Genomic DNA, 17078 nt, shown 5'->3' on the forward strand with positions numbered 1-17078 from the left:
CTCAATCAGCAGCCAAGGCGCCCCAGGAGAAGCCGGGCGGCCAATCCACCGGAGCCACCAGCAAGGCGATCAAGGCTCAGCCACACCCGACCCTCCCGGGCCAGCCAAGAACTTACGGATCCGGGCTTAGGTCCCTCGTGACTGATGCCCCTCGCACCCGCACTGAGTCAGCTGATGAAGGTCGATTCGAAGAGCTGGTCCAGCGCCTCGCGGACCTGCTTCTGGAGGTCGACCAAGCAGGGCTCCATTCGGGTTCTGTCATGGCCGAGGCTGAGGATCGTCTACTGGACAGCGGGGGCCGGACCCCGACGTTCTCAACCTCGGGTGGAGCGGTGCTGGTTAGCTACTCCCTCGACACGCAAGGCCTCAGGTGGTGGTTGCGAGGTACCCCGGCATCCAAGCGGTTGGCGCGGCTGTCGGATGAGGAACTCGTCAGGATGGTTGAGCGGGGGCAGGGAGCCCGCGACGCGGCGATAGACCGACTCGACGAGTACGCCGATTGGTTGGGCGAGGTCGTCACTCAGCTGGTCGATCGGGACGACAGCGAGTAGCCCGCGCACACCGTTGCTCGCAGGTGCACCCGCGTCACTCAACGAGCGAGAGCGAGAGCGTCGAACCATCGGCGGCGCTGCTCACTTCCCGATTCCCTGCGCCCTTGACATGGCCCGACGAGCAGTAGCTGGTCGCTGCTCTCCCGATCTGGTGCGGTTGCTGGGCGGTAGGGACGGGCAGACCTACAGCAGCTACCCGTGCCGCGTCCCGCGACAGATCAGGAAGTAGAGGCAGTCATGTCACAAAAGGACGAAGCAACCATCGAGACCAAAGGTGGCGGTTTGATGGGGGCGTCCGTCGACGACGCGGATCGTGAAGTAGTCGAATCCGAGCAGGCGGAGATCAAGGATTTCGTCAAGCAGCTCAGTGGTGACGACATCAAGAGCGGCACCTGGTTCGCCAAGCTGTTGACCTACTCGCTCGCGACGTATGCCACGAAGGTCGACTGGCAGTACTTCCAAGATAAGTACAGTGGCTTACCGGCGGACGCCATCGTCGAGCAGCGGATCAAGATGGCGGCACGGTATGCCGCCGTCGAGGGCGGCTTGTCAGCGAGTGCCTACACAGGCGCTGTGGCCGCGACCATCGGGACGGCTGGCGGCGCGTCCCCCGCCACCGTGCCTGCCGCTGTCACGACGTTGATGGCCGATGTCGTCTACGTGACCCAGCTCCAGTTGCGACTTGCCTACGACATCGCCGTCCTGTACGGCGTACCGCTCGACCTCGAAGATCCCGACGACCTGTGGAAGTTGATCCGCGTCGCGTTCACGATCAAGTCCGGAGAGGTGGCGCGCGAGGGTGTCGTCAAGGCGGTGCCGGTGCTGGTGCGGCCGCTGATCAAGCGCTACTTCCGGACAGGAGTGCTGCAGACAGCCAAAGGTCTGCCGGTCGTAGGCAAGTACCTCCTCCAGCGCAACGTGATCAAGGTCGGGATTCCAGCGGTCGGGGTGCCGCTGTCTGTCATCGTCAACCGCTACTCCACCCACGTGGCCGGTCGACACGCACGAGCGGTGTTCCGCAACGAGGCCCGCATCATCGAGCTGGCGAACCGGCTCACAGACAGGACTTCGCACCCTCGCTCATTGCTGTGGGTCGCATGGGCAGTGGTCACCGCGGATCCTCGAATCTCCGACGACGAGGCCGTCTTGTTGCGTCACATCGTGGCGATGGCCGAGGGAAAGCACGGCATCGTCGATGACGAGCTGGCGCGTCTGATCGATATCCACCTGCCGGACGTCCTCGCTCGCCTGGATGCTGAGGACGGCGACCTCTCACACTTCGTCGAGGCGGCGCGCCTCATAGCCGAGGTGGACGGCGAGCAGACCAAGAAGGAGCAGGCCGTCATTGCGGCCATCGCCGAGCGCTGTGCGGGCCCTGCTTGAGCGCTGGCCGACACCAGCTCCACGGAACGCGAGCGGGTCGCTCAGTGACCTTGCTTGAGGGCGAGATCGACTGCCACCGCAGACGCGATCACCAGCGAGCGCAGGGGGTCCTGCAGCGAGGCGAAGACCTCGACGGCGTAGTGGTCAGCGCGGGTGAAGCGCTCCCTGGCCCAACCAGCCCACTCCTTGGTGATGCGAGCTAGTTCGCGGTCCTGAGGATCCACGATGCGGAGATTCCACGCATCGAAGTCCTCTGCATAGATACGACCTACGACCTGGCCCGAGGCCTCGAGTCGGAAGCGGGCGTACGTCGGGCCCCGATGGTCGCCCGTGGAACCGGCCGCGGCACCTCCCAGAACCGATCTCGCTGACTGCACGGCCGACGACACACCACCAGCGAAGGATGAGCGATCCTGAACGACGTACCCGATGCGCTGTCCGCCTGGTCCATCGACGCTCATCCGCGACTTGCTCCACGTGGCTGGGCGCATCATGACAAGGATCGGCTGCCCGTTCGCGTCGTTGACCTCCAGCCTGTAGGTCCTGCTGCCATCAGACCGCGGGTCGACCAGCTTGCGCATCGCGCCTCGGCCGACCTCTCGCACCTCGCCAAGCGGCCGCCCATCCGGCGCCGACAGAGAGAAGTTGGCGTTGCTGGACAGGATCCGCGCCTTCTGACTGACCAAGAAGCGCGACTCTCCGTAGACGGACGCCGCGGCGCCAGACATGCCTGACTCCGCCAGCCGGCCCCCAAACCGTGGGCCAGGTACGGGTGGATCGAGGGCTGTGACGCCCCTGGAGGCGACGTGATCGGTCCAGCGAGACCCGTCCCAGTACCTAGATTCGAATCGACCGAAGGGGTCCGCCTGCCACGAGGGTGTCGTCACCTCGACAGGCGGAGCCGCGATGAGTGGATCCGCGGCAGTCATCCCCTGCGTCGAGACGTTCTCGGTCCACGCCTCGCCGTTCCAGAATCGAAACTCGTAGCGACCGTACGGGTCCGGGTACCACGCCGCAGTCGACCCCGGAGTCATGCCCGCGACGCTAGCAGCGATGACGGTCACCCACAGGCGCGCGCCACAGATGGAAGGAGCCGCCTCTCGGCGTTGGACTGGCAGGTGGCAGCCTCAGACCGAAGATCGTCCGCTGACGAGGATCCTCGTGGTCGTCAGCCCCGTGGGAGCTGGCTGCGCCAGCGACGTTCCTCCGCTTCGTCCGCATCCGACCCCGATGCTGCGCCGAAGGCCGCCAGCGCATCGGCTACCGGCTGCCACGCCTCGCCCGCGGCCGCAGCCCGTTCGTACAACCTGCGCGCCTGCCTGACGAGGTCTCGGTGCTCGCCTGCGAGCGCGTCGAAGCGTTCGTCGAGGAACCAGGAGGCGTCGTCGGATGCGTACGCAGCCACCGCGTCGAGGAAGATCTCGAGGGTTCGCGCCCGATGCTGGATGGACTCGCCCTTCATGGCGATCCATCCGAGCTTTGGCGCCCACAGCTGCCGGCGGACCTTGTCGTCCTCGACGTCGAGCAAGGTGCCGATCGAACCCTTGAGGCGGTGCTTCTCGCGGAACTGCTCCACCTCGTAGGCCAGTCGGACGACGTTGTCGTCATTGAGCGACGCGCCGACAAAGAGCACGTGCCGCGTCAGCAGCAACGTCTGCAGCAGAGCTCCCGCCGGCTTCGTCTCGGCGTCGTAGCGGACGAACTGCTGCCGGGTCAGCACGATGCTGTCCGGCTCCTTCACATCGCCGTGCATCTTCAGCACCCATTGCTTGCCTGCACGGGGCGGCTGCCACGGCAGGATCGTGGCGACGTTGGCGCGCCCCCGTTGCATCCGGACAGCCTTCTCGTAGAGACGGTCATAGTTGGTCGTGACTGCCTCGCGACAGCCGAGCGCGGCCAGGAAGGTGTGACTCAGGGACGGAACGGTCTTCTCGCCGACGATGGCGGCCACCCGTTGTCCCAGGTCCGGAAGTGTGGCCCCGAGGTACTTCGCCTGATCCAGCACATTGAGCTTCGACAGCCCGCCGTCCATGTCGATCTCAGAGGCCAGGGCCAGGCGTCGCAGCAACCCGTCCCAGGTGGGCAAGCCCGCGGGGATGCTCACGCCGGCGCCCATGAACAGGGCCAGCTCTCCCTCACGAGCACGTCGCCCCAGCCTTTCGGCCTGCGCGACCTGCTTCGCCGGCAGCGACCAGGCCGGCTGCTGACGGCGCAGGTGCTGCGCTGCGCCGTACAGCGAGCGGTCCGGGGTCACGACCGCGATGTCCAGGTCCCGCTCGACCGCCGCGTGGGACATCGCGTTCAACAGTTGGCGGAGTACTGCGCCCCGGTCCTCCCCCAGCCCCCCGCCGGCGATACCCAGCACAGGCACGGCCACCAGTGACTTGGTGCGCCCTGTCGACGGACGCTCGGCCAGTGCGGCGATCTCGGTGAGTGCCCCGACCGCGCGTTCCACCACCACGTCTGCACCATGGCTGCGACGGCCGCCGACATCGACGAACCAGACGTCCTTGCGGTGCTTCGCCCGCGCGTACCCGCGTCCCGGCCACCCCGGGGGTCGTTCGCGCTCAGGCTCGGCGCCTACCACCGGTTTCCAGTACCCGCGCACGCTGAAGGAACTTGAGGTCGGCACCAGGGCGAAGTCGTGGATGACGGATTCGATGCGTCCGTGGACGACGAAGAGGTGGCCAGTCATGGTGTCGATCCTGGAGGTCGATGGATATGGCCGCCAGCATGCTCAGCCGGCGGCCACCGGGTCCGGATGCGCTCAGGCCCCCTGTCCCAGCCTGACCTGCCGAATGACCCTCGCAACGTCGAGGTGGTGCGTACGTCGCCACTCGGCCAACCTGGTCCTGGCTGCGTCCCGGGCCGATCCGTCCGCGCCGATGCGCGGAAGCCACCAGTCGACGGCGTCCTCGGCGTAGGCGACGTACGCGATCGGTCGCGCCCGGCGGATGGCGTCGAGGCCTTCGATCGGGTCCCAGCCGAGGCTGAGCATCGCGGCGTACCCCATGGAGGGTCCTCGGTTGATGCCCATGTGGCAGTGCGCGAGGACGGCGCCGCCGGCGTCGAGGGCGTCACGAACGAGCGCGGTGCCGGTGTCGAACCAGACGTCGGGCATCCGTTGGCCGGCGTCGTCGACACCGAGCCAGTGGTACCTCATCTCCGGGTGGGCGGCGGTGACCCAGTCCTCGTCGCTCCACTCCAGGCGGCAGTCGACGATGTCGGTGATGCCGAGGTCGGCGATCTCGTGCAGCTGGACCGCGGCCAGGGTGGGCTGGTGAGTGGCGAGGTCGCCGCCGATCCAGAGTCGCGGCGCGACCTGGCTGATGTTGGCGTGGGTGGGACTCATGAGGGTGTTCCGTTCGTGGAGGCGCCGAGTCGACGCAGGGAGTCGAGAAGCCAGCGCTGGGGCCGGGCTCCGGGGAGGACGGCGGTGACCTCGCGCAGCGCGCGGTCAAGGGGTACGCCGTCGAGGACCGCGACCCTGGCAGCCACCGTCGGCGTACGGCTCTGACCGGCGACGCAGTGCAGGTAGACCCGGCGCCCGGCATCTCGAAGCCGCAGCACGGTGCGCGCGGCGTCGTCGATGACGAAGTCGACGTTCGGGTTGTCGGCCGGCACCGAGTCGAGCAGCCGCATGTGGTGGCTGACCAGCCCCGGCGCTTGGTCAGGGCCGACCCGGCACAGGCTCACGACCGCGTCGACCTCGGCCGGCAGCTCGTCGAGTCCACGCACGTCGCCGATCCACACGTCGCGGACGAGCGGGTGTGGGACGCAGGTGCCGGCGGCCTCCCACGCGTCGTACTCCACTCGCGCGGCCGTCGGCCACCCGCGCCCGTCCGGCCTGCCGCCGCGGACGGTCAGCGCCGCGGCCGCGACCAGAGCCGAAGCGCCGGTTTCGTGGCCGGCGAGCGGCAGGCCCCAGCCGTGCAGGGGCGCCTGCCACTCCTGCGGCACCGCGCTCGCACCCCACCGCGCGCCGAGCAGCGCGCCGGCGATCGCGGCGACCGTGTCGGTGTCGTGGCCGATGCCGATCGCGGTCGCCAGCGCGTCCTGGAGGTGGCGGCACGGCATCGGCTCGGGCACGGGGGTGTGGGTGATCGCGGACCACGCGGCTTGGAGCGCGCCGACGACCCAGCCGTTCTCGGTGAACGCCGACGGCGCCCGGTCCTCGGCCTCTGCCAGGACAGCGGTCCAGTCGGTCGTCGTGGTCCCGAGCTGCGCGACCACGTCCTCCGCGATCGGGAACGCTCCGTGCAGCACCGCGTGCCGGATCATCAGGCACCACAGCGCCGCGCCCTCGCCCGCGACCGGGTCGTGGTGGGTCAGCGCGCTGATCCGCATCGCGGCCTCGACCAGGGCGACCGGGTCGTCGAGGTGGGCCAGGGCGACCGGGGCGGTGCGCATCAGCGAACCGTTGCCGGCGGACCGGCCGCCACTGCGCTCGTGCACGGTCGCCGCGGCCGCGGTGAGCTGCGCTGCGGTGGCGTCGAAACCGGCCAGGCCGAGCACGTGAGAGGTCTGGATGCCCACGTCGGCCGGATCTCCGGCGTACCACTCGAGAAAGCCTGCGGCGATCGCATCGAGCGCCTCTGTCGTGCGCAGGTCGGCGCCGGTCATGGCGACCCGTGCGATGGCGACCGCCTGTGCGGTGTCGTCGGTCCACTCTCCCGGCGCGAAGCCGCCCAGTCCGCCGCCGATCATCGCCGGCCACCCGTCGTACGTCGCCGACCCGAACTCGTAGCCCGCGCCGAGTGCATCGCCCACCGCGGAGGCGAGCAGCACCCCGCACGCGCGGTCGTGCTGCGCGCTGGTGAGCCTCATCGGCCTGCTCCGACCAGGAGCGGGTGCTGGACGTGCGTGACGCGCGTGTGCACGTGGTGGCCCTGCCACGTCAGCGCTACGACGTCGAGGTGCTCGCTGGCGCCACTGGAGCGCTCGGCGATACCGGCCGGCTCGGTACGCCGCGGGCGGACCCGGTCGAGCCGCTCGATCAACCGGCGTGCCCGGCGACCGGGGGTCGCGACGGTCGGGGCGAACCGGGCGTCGAGCGCGGCTGCCTCGAGCAGCGCCGGCAGCTGGGCGCGCAGCCGCGAGGAGGAGTCGAAGACCTCCGCGACGTACGGCTGCCCGCCAATGCCGATGAGCACGCCGGACTGTCCCGGCAGCGGTCGCAGGTCGGCCCACCGGGCCCGCTCGGCGTCGGCCAGGTCGAGCCGGTCGACGAAGCTCCCGGTCTCCAGCCCCTCGAAGCCGCGGGTGTGCTCGGCGACCCGGCGCCACACCTCCCCCTGGACGTCGTGACCGCGGCGCACCGAGTCTGCAACGTACGGCGTCGCCCGCCGTCCCCGACTGTGCTGGGACGACGTGCCGCCCCAGCGCCCCTGCTCGACGCAGGCGACCTCGACGGGCACCTGCTGGTGCACGCCGACCATCAGCGAGTGCCGCGACATCCGGTGCTGCCACCCGCCCTCGAAGAGCTGGCCCTCGAGCACCAGCGCCGGCCGGTCCTCGACGTTGCCGACCATCAGCCTGCCGACCTGCGGCTCCTCCGGTGACTCGGTGACGTGCAGCCCGCGGCCACCCATCGTGTAGCGGCGGTAGCCGCTGGTGGCGCTCCACAGCGGGAACACCGTCATCGCGCCCCGGGTGATCCCGCGGCCCACGTGCAGCTCGATCATCGCTGCCTCCTCACTCCGGCCCCGGGTGGGCCGACAGGAGAACAGTGCGCCGAGGCGCCCTCAACGGGCCCTTACCCAGGTAATCGGCTCACTGGAGCTCGGAGGGCAGGTCGTCCCAGGTGATCGTGCGGGTCAGCCGGACGAGGTAGTGGCCGAGCTGGTCGTTCTTCTCGAGGTTCATCCACCGCTCGTCGTTGACCTTCTTCCGCACCGCCCCGAGGGTGACCTTCACGTTGGCCTCGGTCGTCCCGAGCTTGGCGGCGGCCGCCGCGGCGAGGTTCGACGGCGGAGGCTGCTCGGTCATCAGGTGGTGGAAGGTCACCGCCATCACCCGCCGTTGCGTGGGTGTCAGCGACGCGCTGGCGCCTGGGTAGGCGGTGCGGAACTCGGGCGCCCTCGAGCCCTCCGCCGCATCGCTGGCCAGAGGCAACCCCTCGCCCTGACCCGCCCCGATCACCACGGCGATCCGGACGTAGTCGTCGAGCTCAGGGAACGCGATCAGGGACTGGCCTGGCTGCAGCGCCACGATGGTGCGGCTGCGGAAGGTGACGTCGTCGAGGTACTTGCTGCGCACCGTCGCCCGCGCCCGCCCCAGCTGCACCAGCCACCCCTGCTCGTAGGGCAGGAACCGGCACAAGCGGCTCGGCACCCACGAGTCGGGGATGTGGATGCCGGCGCCCGGCAGCCGGCCGACCGATACGCGCTCGTACGACGGCAGGGCCCACGCGCCGCGCACGGTGTCGGCGACCTTGAGGCCGACACGGCCGTCGTACAGCGGCTCCGCGCTCTGCATCCACCGGAGGCTAGCGGCACCAACCGACACACACTTGTCGCAAGCGTCCCTTACCTTTGCGCTCATCGGATCCGACCACCCCAAAACGGACCAACAACACCCGGAGGACGGCATGGCTCTCGACCAACACCAGGCGCTTCTCGCCGACTACGTCGAGGCCATCGGCGGGTCCTCGCCCGTCTTCGACGATGACGGCTTCGTCGACTTCGAGCTGTCCGGCCAGCGTGCGACGGTCAACGTCAAAGAGGGCGGGAGCCGCCTACGCGGACGCGTAGTCGTGGCTCAGGTCCCGGATGTCGACGCCGCCCATGCCTGGCTCGACTCGCAGGTCCTACCGCCAACCTCAGAGCTGGCGATCTGGGGGACCCCTGACGAGGGCGCAGTCCTGCGCCTGGTGTGGGAACGAAGCACCGACGCGACGCCCGACGCGACCGACCCGATCCGTGACGAGCTCGCTCACATCCAGACGGCTTGGGCGACCGGTGCTGATCTGCACTTTCCTGAGCTCGCGCAGGCAATGCCCGACCCGCGCGACGAAGCGCCGCAGCAGGCTTGGCTCATGCTCGGCGATGAAGCCTCCTTCCCCACCGACGACGCACTGGACGAGGCGTGGCAGAGCGGGGAGTCGGGCGTCTTCGAGGTGCTGTGGACCGCAGCCAAACAGACCCAGCCGGGGGACCTCCTCCTCTTCTACTTCACGGGCCAGCGCAAGGCGGTGCACTTCGTCGCCCGTGCCGCCTCGTCCGCCTTCTACACCGCTGACCTCGCCGTCGATGCTCTCGGGACGGTCAGGGACCAGCAGTGGTGGGTCTACTGCACTCCCCTCATGCCGATCGAGCCGATCCCTCTGCAGGTGATCCGGGACGCAACCGACGGCGAGCTGCTCCTTCGAGGCCGGTCCGGCAAGTTCCTGAAGCCCGCGACCATCGCCGCCCTGCCGTTCGTCTCCACCGATCCGGACCTCCAGGGCTACGTCGACGAGGTGGTCACCACACCCACGGGCCGTGCCGACCTACCGCCTGCGGAGTCGATGACCCTCGACGACGTCGTGTCGCTCGCCGGAGGCGCTATGCGCTTGGAGGCCGACGTCGAGGAGTACGTCGTCGAACCACTGTTGCGCGCGGTCCTGGCTGACACGGAGCTCGCGTGGACCCGACAGTTCCCCATCGGCCGCAAGCGCGCTGACTACGTCGTCACCCGCAGCGAAGTGCCCCAGTGCGTGATCGAAGTCAAGCTCGCGATCAATGACGCCGGAAGCTGGCAGCGATCGCCGGACCTCGCGCAGGTGACCGACTATGCGGCGACCTTGGACGTCCCAGCAGTGTTGATGGACACCCAGCGGCTGGTCCTCATCGACCGCGGAGCGGTCGTGCCCTCGCGCATCATCGAACGGGTCGACCTGGCCTCACGAGAAGTGGCCTCTGCGCTGCGTCAGCACCTAGGGATCGACTAGCCGCTCAGTGCCGCACGTGGCACATCGCTCGCTCGGTGCGTCGTCCCAGTTGACACATCCACCGAGCAGGAGTTCGCCGCGCTCCGCAGCCTCGAACGTCGACGGGGTCGGCAGGCCGTAGACCAGTGGAAGCCATTGGTGGCTGCCGTTGCTCCTACACACCGGCTCCGTCTCGGCTGCTGTCGCCTCAGGCACACGAGCCGTGACGACGTAGGCGTCGTGGTCCGAGAGCCGACCTCGCGCATCAGCAGCCACGACGCGCGCCGTCGACTCGACGTCGGCAGCAAGTGGGACAGCGATGTGGTCGATGCTGCGCTGCGACTCGCCTGCAGCAGGAAGAGACCCGGTGGCGACTCGCAACCCGAGACGGACCAGCGCCTCCTCGATGGCCGCACGACCGGCCCGACTGCCTGCCCCGTCACGACCCTCCATCGCGTGGTTCCAGTCCCCGCCCCACACGTCGATCTCGCTGTCCGCGATGGCCTCGCAGGCGGCCTGGGTCCGCGTTGCCTGACTGTCACCCGACCACGGGGCAGCCCCGCCGCTGGTGCGCCACGGCAGTACCGAGGAGCAGAAGCGCCAGCCCTCGTACTCGGCGACGGCCGATGCCGGATGGGGTGACGGGTGCGGAGCGAGGGTGCGCGCCACCACCGCGGCGTACCGCACGCCATCACGGATGGGTGCCTCCGACGGGTGCACCGTCCACCCGCCCAGGTCCAGGGCCTCGGGCACCTCGGTGAGCAGCAGAACGTCGCACCCCAACGCATCCAGGAAGTCGCGTTGCCGCGGACCCGAGCGACCCTCGAGGTTCCAGGTACCGATTCTCAGCGAGACAGGCGTCGAGTGCCTCTCAGCCGCTGTCATCCGGAGATCCCCAACCGCCGCGAGACTTCTTCGCCACCGATCCGCCGCACGACCTCAGGGTCGCCGACGACGACGAGCACGTCGGTGGCGCGCGACATCCCGACGTACAACCGCTCCCTAGCCCGGTCCCGCTCGCCGGCCTCGTTGACGCACAGCACGACGCACGCACGTTCGAGGCCCTTCGACCCGAGCACGTGGCCGTAGAAGACGTCCTCGCCCTCCCAGAACGAGCGCCAGTAGGCGACCTTCCCGTGCCGCGTGACCTGCGCGGTCTGCTCCGGGTGGCGGTGGCCGGTGGTGAGCAGGGCGATCCGCGCGGGGTCCCAGCCCTCGTACATCAACGCCTCGACCTGGGAGTCAGCGACATCGATGGCGTCCTCGCTAGCCGCGGCCACGAACCGCACCTCGGCGCCCGACCCGCCCCGGGCCTGCATCCGCGACGGCGCGAGCGGCCCGAACGCGTCGTAGATCTGCCGGGTGTTGCGCAGGTTGTGGTCCAGCACGAGCGGCACCAGCTGCACCGGTGGGCGCCCGAACCGTGCGAAGAGCCGCTGGTTCTCGTCGCTGAACACGAAGACCCCACCGGCCTCCTCGTCCCGCAGCGCACCCAGCACCGCGGCCCACCAGGAGTCAGCGAAGTCCTGCGCCTCGTCGACCACCACCGAGTCGAACCGGTGCCCCTCGGCCAGTCCGGCGGCCTGCTCGGCCATCAGCCGCGGCAGCTCGGACTCCCAGAACTCCGGGTCGTCCTCGGACCCATCTCCACGCCCCACAGCCGCCCCAGCTCCTCGTAGGTGCCCACGAACGCCGGGCGGTGCCGCCGGTCCCAGCCCGCGACGACGCGCTTGAGGTACTCCGCCAACCCGATCGAGTAGCACAGCAGCGCCACCCGCTCCCGCCGCGCACCCTCCCCCACACCGCGGGTGAGGTCCTTGGCCTTCTGCAGCGCCAGCACCGTCTTCCCGCTGCCCGCGCCCCCGCGCACCTCGACCCGGCGCAGCATCCGGGTGACCTGCAGGATCACCATCTGCTCCTGCGTCAGCCGGTCCGCGGTCGCCGCGCGCTCCTCGGCGTCCGCGTTGACGTCGTACGCCGGCCGCGACCGCCCCGCCAGGATCTCCGTCACCAGCTCGACGTCGTCGTGGTTGGGCGTCCAGCGTCCGTGCGCCAGACCCCACCCGTTGGTCCGCACCCGCTCCGGCAGATCCGCCATGTCACCGCGGTCGTGGAACCCCCACCGCGGCAGCTCCGGCACCGAGAACCCCTCGGGCAGCTCGGTGTGCGGCAGCACCACCCCGTGCGAGAACGCCACCTGGTCGCGGCTGCCCCACCGCGGGTCGGACTCGACGTACCTCCTGACCGCGTGCTTGCCCTCCCGCGCCTGCGTCACCGGGTCGCACCGCTCGACCTTCTCGCCGCGCTTGATCCACCACCCGTCGTCCTCCAGCCACACCGACCCGCCCTTGACCTCCAGGCACACGAACCCTGCCTCTGGGATCAGCACCAGCAGGTCGATCTCGTGGTCCTTGACCTCGTCGGTCAGTCGGACGTTGGCCATCAGCACGCAGTCACCCGGCAACCCGTCGCGCAGCCGCTCCCACACCTGCCGCTCGGACTCGGTGACGAACGTCGGCTCCTCCGGGATGCAGCGCGCCATGGCGTCAACCTAGGCGCGTTGTCGGTGCCGTGGTCGAAGATGCAGCCATGGAACGCGAACGGTGGGTCTGCGACTTCTGCGGCACCCGCGGCCGCACCGAGCCCGGCCAACCGAGCGAGAGCGTCCTCTGCCCCGCCTGCGGCGAACCCGTGACGAGAGAGAGCTGGTGACCATGTCGTACGCCGACGTCGTGGCGGTCTGCGGCGACATCACCACCCAGGACGTCGACGCGGTCGTCAACGCCGCCAACCGCCGCATGCGAGGCGGCGGAGGCGTCGACGGCGCCATCCACGCCGCCGGCGGCCCCGAGGTCCTCGCAGACTGCATACGCCGCTTCCCCCACGGACTCGCCACCGGCGACGCCGGCTGGACCACCGCAGGCCAGATGCCGGCCCGCTGGGTCATCCACACCGTCGGCCCCAACCACGGCCGCGGCGAGACCGACCGCGACCTGCTCGTCTCCTGCTACCGCCGCTGCCTCGAGGTCGCCGACGAGCTCGGCGCCGAGACCGTCGCGTTCCCGCTCATCAGCGCCGGCGTCTACGCGTGGCCCTTGGATGACGCAATTGACGCCGCCGTGACGACCCTGCAGACCACAAGGACCCGGGTCCGTGAGGTTCGCGTGGTCGCCTACAGCGGCGGCACCCATCGCGCGGTGCTGAGCCGGCTCGAGGAGGGCTGAATGGCCGAGGATCACGGCATCCTGGACTCACGATTCGAGACCGAAGCCGACGATGTCGAGCACCTGCTCTCGGTGATGGACATCGACGAGCTGGAGGAGCTCGCGACGCTCCTGATGGTGCTCTTAATGCGACCCGTCGTGGTCGAGGAGGTGTGGAACGCGGAATCGGAGGCGCCGTGCCTGGAGATCATCCTCGCCGGCGACGAGCACTCGATCGGCACGACCTACGAGTTCCCCGCCTCTGTCCTCCAGCTGGTCGGCGACTGCATCGAGACAGCCACGGAGCTCGGCCCCTACGACGCCGCGCCCCACCAGGACGCAGCGCACGAGCTCTCCGCGCTGGATCGGCATGCATTGGTGGGGGTGCTTCAACGCGCGCTGGGGCAAGTACGGCTGCTGTCGTTGTCAGACCAGGACTGAGAGACCGCAGGCGGCGAAGTCGGTGAGGTCCACGGCTGCCAGCCGGTCACGCCGGAGTCGAGATCGGCGATCTCTGCAGGCCACAGACCTCCTCGCAATTGGCGCCGCCCCTGTCGGCGAGCCCCTACCCATCGGCCCCCGAGGGCGAAGCTCCGAGCGGGGGAAGGCTCGCCTTGGTGCCCAAGACGTGGCGCGACGCCCGGTCTGTGACGGCCTTGGCGATCACGTAGGACACGACCTCGGGGCCGCCCGGCAGGTGACGCGCGTCCACGACGAGGGTGGTGCCGTCACGACCCAACGGACGCCACGTGCGCCCCGGAGGACCGGTACGGGTGACCTCGACCTGCCGATCCGGCCTGAGCAGGACAGGCATGGGCTGCTCAGGCACGACACCCGTGACCGACTCCCACGGCACGTCGACGGCGAATCCACGGTCCTCGTGCCGCAGCCTCGTCGGAGTGAGCCAGAGGCCACCGGCGAGCCCGGAACCGTGCTGGACTCCGCTGGTCCACGCCAGCCACGCCGCGAGAGCGACGAGCACCGCGACCCAGCCCCAGCGCTCCGACAGAGCCACGAACACCGCTCCGAGCGCCGCGACCGCGGCGTAGGCGGCCAGCACCCACGAGGACACCAGCGTCGGTCCCGCCGCTCGTGGGAAGAGGAGTGCGGGCTCATCGGCGACCAGGTCCAGCCGCGGATCAGGCGGGTCGCGTCGTGCGCGCCGCTCGGCCTCCTCCTTGGCCGCGCCACCCGCGGCGCCGACGAGCAGGACCAGCCCGCCGCAGAACAGCCCCCGCCCCACGCCCGAGCCGAGGCCCACGAGCCCGATCCAGGTCGCCGGCAACCCGAGGGACACCAGCACGGACACACCGAACCAGGTCGCCAGGCGAAGTCCCACCGGGGAAGCCTCTGTCGTCGTCACTGCCGCACCTTCTCATCGCCCGACGACGTGGAATGGAGGTCCTGGCCGCCACCCAGTGCCACTCACGATCTCCGCACACACCCCCGCGCCGGCCCGTCGTCCACTCGAGAGGCCATCCCGAGTCCCCCTCAGGAGCAGGGTCCGATGGGAGGACTGATCGATGCCCTGAGCACTTCGGGCGCGCTACAGACGACCGGGGCACCGGTTCTTGCAGCAGTCCCCTCCGGTGGAGCTGACCGGTCGAGTGCTCAGTCGTCCACTGGTTCGGGTGGCGCCGTGATCCCGCGCCTGTTCAGCACGGCTTCGACTTGTTCCACGAGATGGCCGCGCAGGGCGTACCACTTGCGCAGGTTGACGAGGACGGGTCGCCCGTCCAGACCCGGGGCGAGGAAGTCGATGTCGGGTCGGGCCAGGAGGACGTCGTAGAAGGGTTGGTTGTCGGCGTCGCTGAACTTGAACTTCTTCGCGATCGTCTCGAGCGGCGTACCGACGTCGGGTACGGCGTGGTTGACGTCGGCGCCGGCGTCGAGAAGTCGAGCCAGCAGCTCGGCCTCGGGCTCGGGGTCGTGGGCGTTCTGACCCAGCAGCACGTGCAGGGGCGCGTGGCGGGTGACATCGGCGCCGTCGTCGAGGAGCCGGTGAGCGAGCGCCACCCGGCTCGAGGGGTCGGAGTTGCCGAGTGCGGTGGTGAGGAGGGTGGCGCCGGGGTAGCCGTCGTAGTTCACGAACGACGGTGAGTAGTGCTGCTCTAGCTCGGCGATCGACCCGGTGCGCAAGACGGTGTGCAGCGAAGAGGTGTTCTTCGGCGTCTTCCTGCGGAGCATGCCCATGGTGTCCTCGAAGTCGTGTGAGTTCGTCCGCAGGGTACGGCGGCCATCTGCGGGGGATGGCTTCGTCGATTCCGCACCGGCCTTCTGCCCGGTCTTCGACGGATCAGTTCCTGGAGGCTCGGCATCGGTCGAGGGCATTCGATCGATCCGCCCGGCCGACCTATGGACACGCGAAGGCCCCTGCCGCGTCTCCGCAGGTCAGGGGCCTTTCCGGGAGCCGCCTGTCGGAATCGAACCGACGACCTATTCATTACGAGTGAATCGCTCTACCGACTGAGCTAAGGCGGCGTGCTGGCCGCCTAGTGACGGACAACCCGAAGAAGTATAGGGATGGCCCCGGTGTGCCGCGAAAACGGGCGGGTTCAGCCTCCAGCGCCACCTGAGGCGGGCGCCGTGGTTTGACCGCGGCTCCAACGGCTACAACCGGGACGTGGTCACACCCAGCCGAGATCTCACCCCACGTGATCAGCAGCCGCAGTCCCGGCGCCGCCTCATCCGGGTGGCGCTGTTGACCCTCAGCGTCCTCCTCGGGATCGGGGTGCTCGCAACCGGCCTCCTCGGACCCTGGGGCCCGCGGGCCGGGCTCTGCATCGCCATCGTGGGCATCGGACTCCTCGGCAACGTCCCCTTCCTGGCGCGCCAGGGGTCCGGCTCGGTGCGGTGGGCCGACCGCGTTAGCACGCGGGACAGCGCGACGGTCATCGCCTACGACCGGGTGCCGGCGTACGCCGCTGCCTGGGCGCTCGGCTGGACCACCCTCGTCGCCGTGCTGGGCACCTCGTTCGGGGTGGCGGGTGGGCACACCGGGGTGTCGCTGCTGCTCGGCCTGCCGTTCGTGCTGCTCTTCGGACTGCCGCTCGTCGACACGCTGCTCGCCCTGCTTCGCGGAGCGGAGGTCGTCGCCGACCGTGAACGGCTCACGGTGCGGTCGTGGCACACCGAGAGCAGCATCGCCTGGGACGACGTCGAGCGGGTGACCCTCGACCTCGGACCGCGCGGAATGGTCATCGCTGCAGCGGGCTACACCGCCGGAACCAGCTGGCGCGGCCGGCGCCTGCCGCACGTGCTCCCGGGGCGCGTCCCGATCGCCCCAGGACGGGTCGACATCGATTCGCGGGCGGTCGAGCCGCACTCACCCTGGCTGCTCCTCGTGCTGCAGGACTGGGCAGCGGATCCCTCGACCCGCGCGCAGATCGGCACAGCCGAGGCCGAGCGCCGGCTGCGCCAGATGGTCGGCATGGGGGCTGGCAACCCCTGAGCCGTCCCTGCGGGTGGTGAGAGGAGCGGTGACCGCGGGCACCGTGGGAGCATGACCACTGCGCCCAGCCACGCCTACGCACGAGCCGACGAGCACCGCAGCGAGGGCGCGCGGCCCTGGCTGGCGCTGCTGGTCTTCGCGGTCGCCGTCGGGATCGCGGCCGGCCTCGGTGGCGCGGCGGCCGGGTCGGCCGGCTCGGAGTACGCCTCGCTCGAGCAGCCGCCGTTCGCGCCGCCGTCGTGGCTCTTCGGTCCGGTGTGGACGGTCCTCTACGTCGGCATCGCGGTGGCCGGGTGGCTGTCGTGGCGGGCGGCCGGGGTCGACGCCGCGATCGCGTGGTGGGTGGTGCAGCTGGTGCTCAACGCCGCGTGGACGCCGATCTTCTTCGGCGCCGGCGAGTACGGCTGGGCACTCGTCGAGATCGGGTTCCTGCTGGTTGCGGTGGTCGCGACGATCGTCGTCGTACGCCGGCGCAGCAGGCTCGGGGCGTGGCTGCTGGTGCCGTACCTGGTGTGGGTGGGGTTCGCCAGTGTGCTGAACGCGTCGATCTGGTGGCTGAACCGCTGAGCTCGCGCTGGGGG

The 17078-nt window shown here is 69.8% G+C and carries 18 protein-coding genes, 1 tRNA gene and 1 pseudogene; 7 read left to right on the top strand and 13 right to left on the bottom strand.

What is annotated here, in order from left to right:
- Together ACYVID_RS10145 and ACYVID_RS10150 are read left to right on the top strand one after the other, a co-directional pair.
- On the top strand, positions 1-551 hold a 551-nt coding region (locus tag ACYVID_RS10145; RefSeq protein ID WP_460736630.1), incomplete at its 5' end, for a hypothetical protein.
- A 237-nt stretch (positions 552-788) separates the two neighbouring features.
- Positions 789-1934: a hypothetical protein gene (locus ACYVID_RS10150; protein WP_460736631.1), complete on the top strand. Its 1146-nt coding sequence runs from the start codon at positions 789-791 to the stop codon at positions 1932-1934.
- A 41-nt stretch (positions 1935-1975) separates the two neighbouring features.
- On the opposite strand, the gene ACYVID_RS10155 is transcribed toward ACYVID_RS10150, so the two are convergent.
- The 7 genes and pseudogenes from ACYVID_RS10155 to ACYVID_RS10185 form a co-directional block, all read right to left on the bottom strand.
- On the bottom strand, positions 1976-2662 hold the full coding sequence (locus ACYVID_RS10155; protein WP_460736862.1) for a phospholipid scramblase-related protein: 687 nt from the start codon (positions 2660-2662) through the stop codon (positions 1976-1978).
- A gap of 78 nt (positions 2663-2740) precedes the next feature.
- Positions 2741-2968 (bottom strand): annotated as a pseudogene (locus tag ACYVID_RS10160) (DUF2510 domain-containing protein); the annotation flags it as partial.
- A 134-nt stretch (positions 2969-3102) separates the two neighbouring features.
- Positions 3103-4629, bottom strand: a complete 1527-nt coding sequence (locus ACYVID_RS10165) for an SIR2 family protein (protein WP_460736633.1) — start codon at positions 4627-4629, stop codon at positions 3103-3105.
- A 72-nt stretch (positions 4630-4701) separates the two neighbouring features.
- Positions 4702-5286 (bottom strand): dual specificity protein phosphatase family protein, encoded by a 585-nt coding sequence (locus ACYVID_RS10170; protein ID WP_460736635.1) that lies wholly within the window; start codon positions 5284-5286, stop codon positions 4702-4704.
- Entirely contained in the window at positions 5283-6761 is a 1479-nt protein-coding gene (locus tag ACYVID_RS10175) for an ADP-ribosylglycohydrolase family protein (RefSeq protein WP_460736637.1), read from the bottom strand. Before ACYVID_RS10175 ends, ACYVID_RS10170 begins: the two co-directional genes overlap by 4 nt.
- The gene (locus ACYVID_RS10180; RefSeq protein WP_460736639.1) at positions 6758-7618 is read right to left on the bottom strand and encodes an ARPP-1 family domain-containing protein; all 861 of its coding nucleotides are present in this window, start codon (positions 7616-7618) and stop codon (positions 6758-6760) included. The genes ACYVID_RS10175 and ACYVID_RS10180 overlap by 4 nt, the downstream gene beginning before the upstream one ends.
- A gap of 88 nt (positions 7619-7706) precedes the next feature.
- Entirely contained in the window at positions 7707-8411 is a 705-nt protein-coding gene (locus tag ACYVID_RS10185) for a hypothetical protein (RefSeq protein WP_460736641.1), read from the bottom strand.
- A 112-nt stretch (positions 8412-8523) separates the two neighbouring features.
- On the opposite strand from ACYVID_RS10185, the gene ACYVID_RS10190 reads away from it, so the two are divergent.
- Positions 8524-9864, top strand: coding sequence for a hypothetical protein (locus tag ACYVID_RS10190; protein WP_460736643.1), 1341 nt, complete (start codon positions 8524-8526; stop codon positions 9862-9864).
- On the opposite strand, the gene ACYVID_RS10195 is transcribed toward ACYVID_RS10190, so the two are convergent.
- From ACYVID_RS10195 to ACYVID_RS10205, 3 genes are read right to left on the bottom strand one after another with little or no spacing between them, the layout of a single operon-like run.
- Positions 9850-10728: an endonuclease/exonuclease/phosphatase family protein gene (locus ACYVID_RS10195; RefSeq protein WP_460736645.1), complete on the bottom strand. Its 879-nt coding sequence runs from the start codon at positions 10726-10728 to the stop codon at positions 9850-9852. The genes ACYVID_RS10190 and ACYVID_RS10195 overlap by 15 nt on opposite strands.
- Complete coding sequence (locus ACYVID_RS10200; protein ID WP_460736646.1) at positions 10725-11501, bottom strand: ATP-binding domain-containing protein; 777 nt, start codon at positions 11499-11501, stop codon at positions 10725-10727. The genes ACYVID_RS10195 and ACYVID_RS10200 overlap by 4 nt, the downstream gene beginning before the upstream one ends.
- Positions 11438-12385, bottom strand: a complete 948-nt coding sequence (locus ACYVID_RS10205) for a nuclease-related domain-containing protein (RefSeq protein WP_460736648.1) — start codon at positions 12383-12385, stop codon at positions 11438-11440. The genes ACYVID_RS10200 and ACYVID_RS10205 overlap by 64 nt, the downstream gene beginning before the upstream one ends.
- Positions 12386-12557: 172 nt before the next feature.
- On the opposite strand from ACYVID_RS10205, the gene ACYVID_RS10210 reads away from it, so the two are divergent.
- Positions 12558-13067 (top strand): O-acetyl-ADP-ribose deacetylase, encoded by a 510-nt coding sequence (locus ACYVID_RS10210; RefSeq protein ID WP_460736864.1) that lies wholly within the window; start codon positions 12558-12560, stop codon positions 13065-13067.
- Positions 13068-13487 carry a hypothetical protein gene (locus ACYVID_RS10215; RefSeq protein WP_460736650.1) on the top strand — a complete coding sequence of 140 codons (420 nt, stop codon included), beginning with the start codon at positions 13068-13070 and terminating at the stop codon, positions 13485-13487.
- Between the two features lie 124 nt (positions 13488-13611).
- Here ACYVID_RS10215 and ACYVID_RS10220 read toward each other — a convergent pair whose 3' ends face one another.
- The 3 genes from ACYVID_RS10220 to ACYVID_RS10230 form a co-directional block, all read right to left on the bottom strand.
- A complete protein-coding gene (locus ACYVID_RS10220; RefSeq protein WP_460736652.1) occupies positions 13612-14385 on the bottom strand; it encodes a hypothetical protein in 774 nt (257 codons plus the stop codon).
- Positions 14386-14657: 272 nt separating this feature from the next.
- Entirely contained in the window at positions 14658-15377 is a 720-nt protein-coding gene (locus tag ACYVID_RS10225) for a hypothetical protein (protein WP_460736654.1), read from the bottom strand.
- A gap of 77 nt (positions 15378-15454) precedes the next feature.
- Positions 15455-15527 (bottom strand) — tRNA-Thr (locus ACYVID_RS10230).
- A 211-nt stretch (positions 15528-15738) separates the two neighbouring features.
- On the opposite strand from ACYVID_RS10230, the gene ACYVID_RS10235 reads away from it, so the two are divergent.
- A complete protein-coding gene (locus ACYVID_RS10235; RefSeq protein ID WP_460736656.1) occupies positions 15739-16497 on the top strand; it encodes a hypothetical protein in 759 nt (252 codons plus the stop codon).
- 51 nt (positions 16498-16548) lie between these two features.
- Positions 16549-17064, top strand: coding sequence for a TspO/MBR family protein (locus ACYVID_RS10240; protein WP_460736658.1), 516 nt, complete (start codon positions 16549-16551; stop codon positions 17062-17064).
- Positions 17065-17078: the final 14 nt, after the last annotated feature.

The organism is Nocardioides ginkgobilobae, from assembly GCF_054781275.1.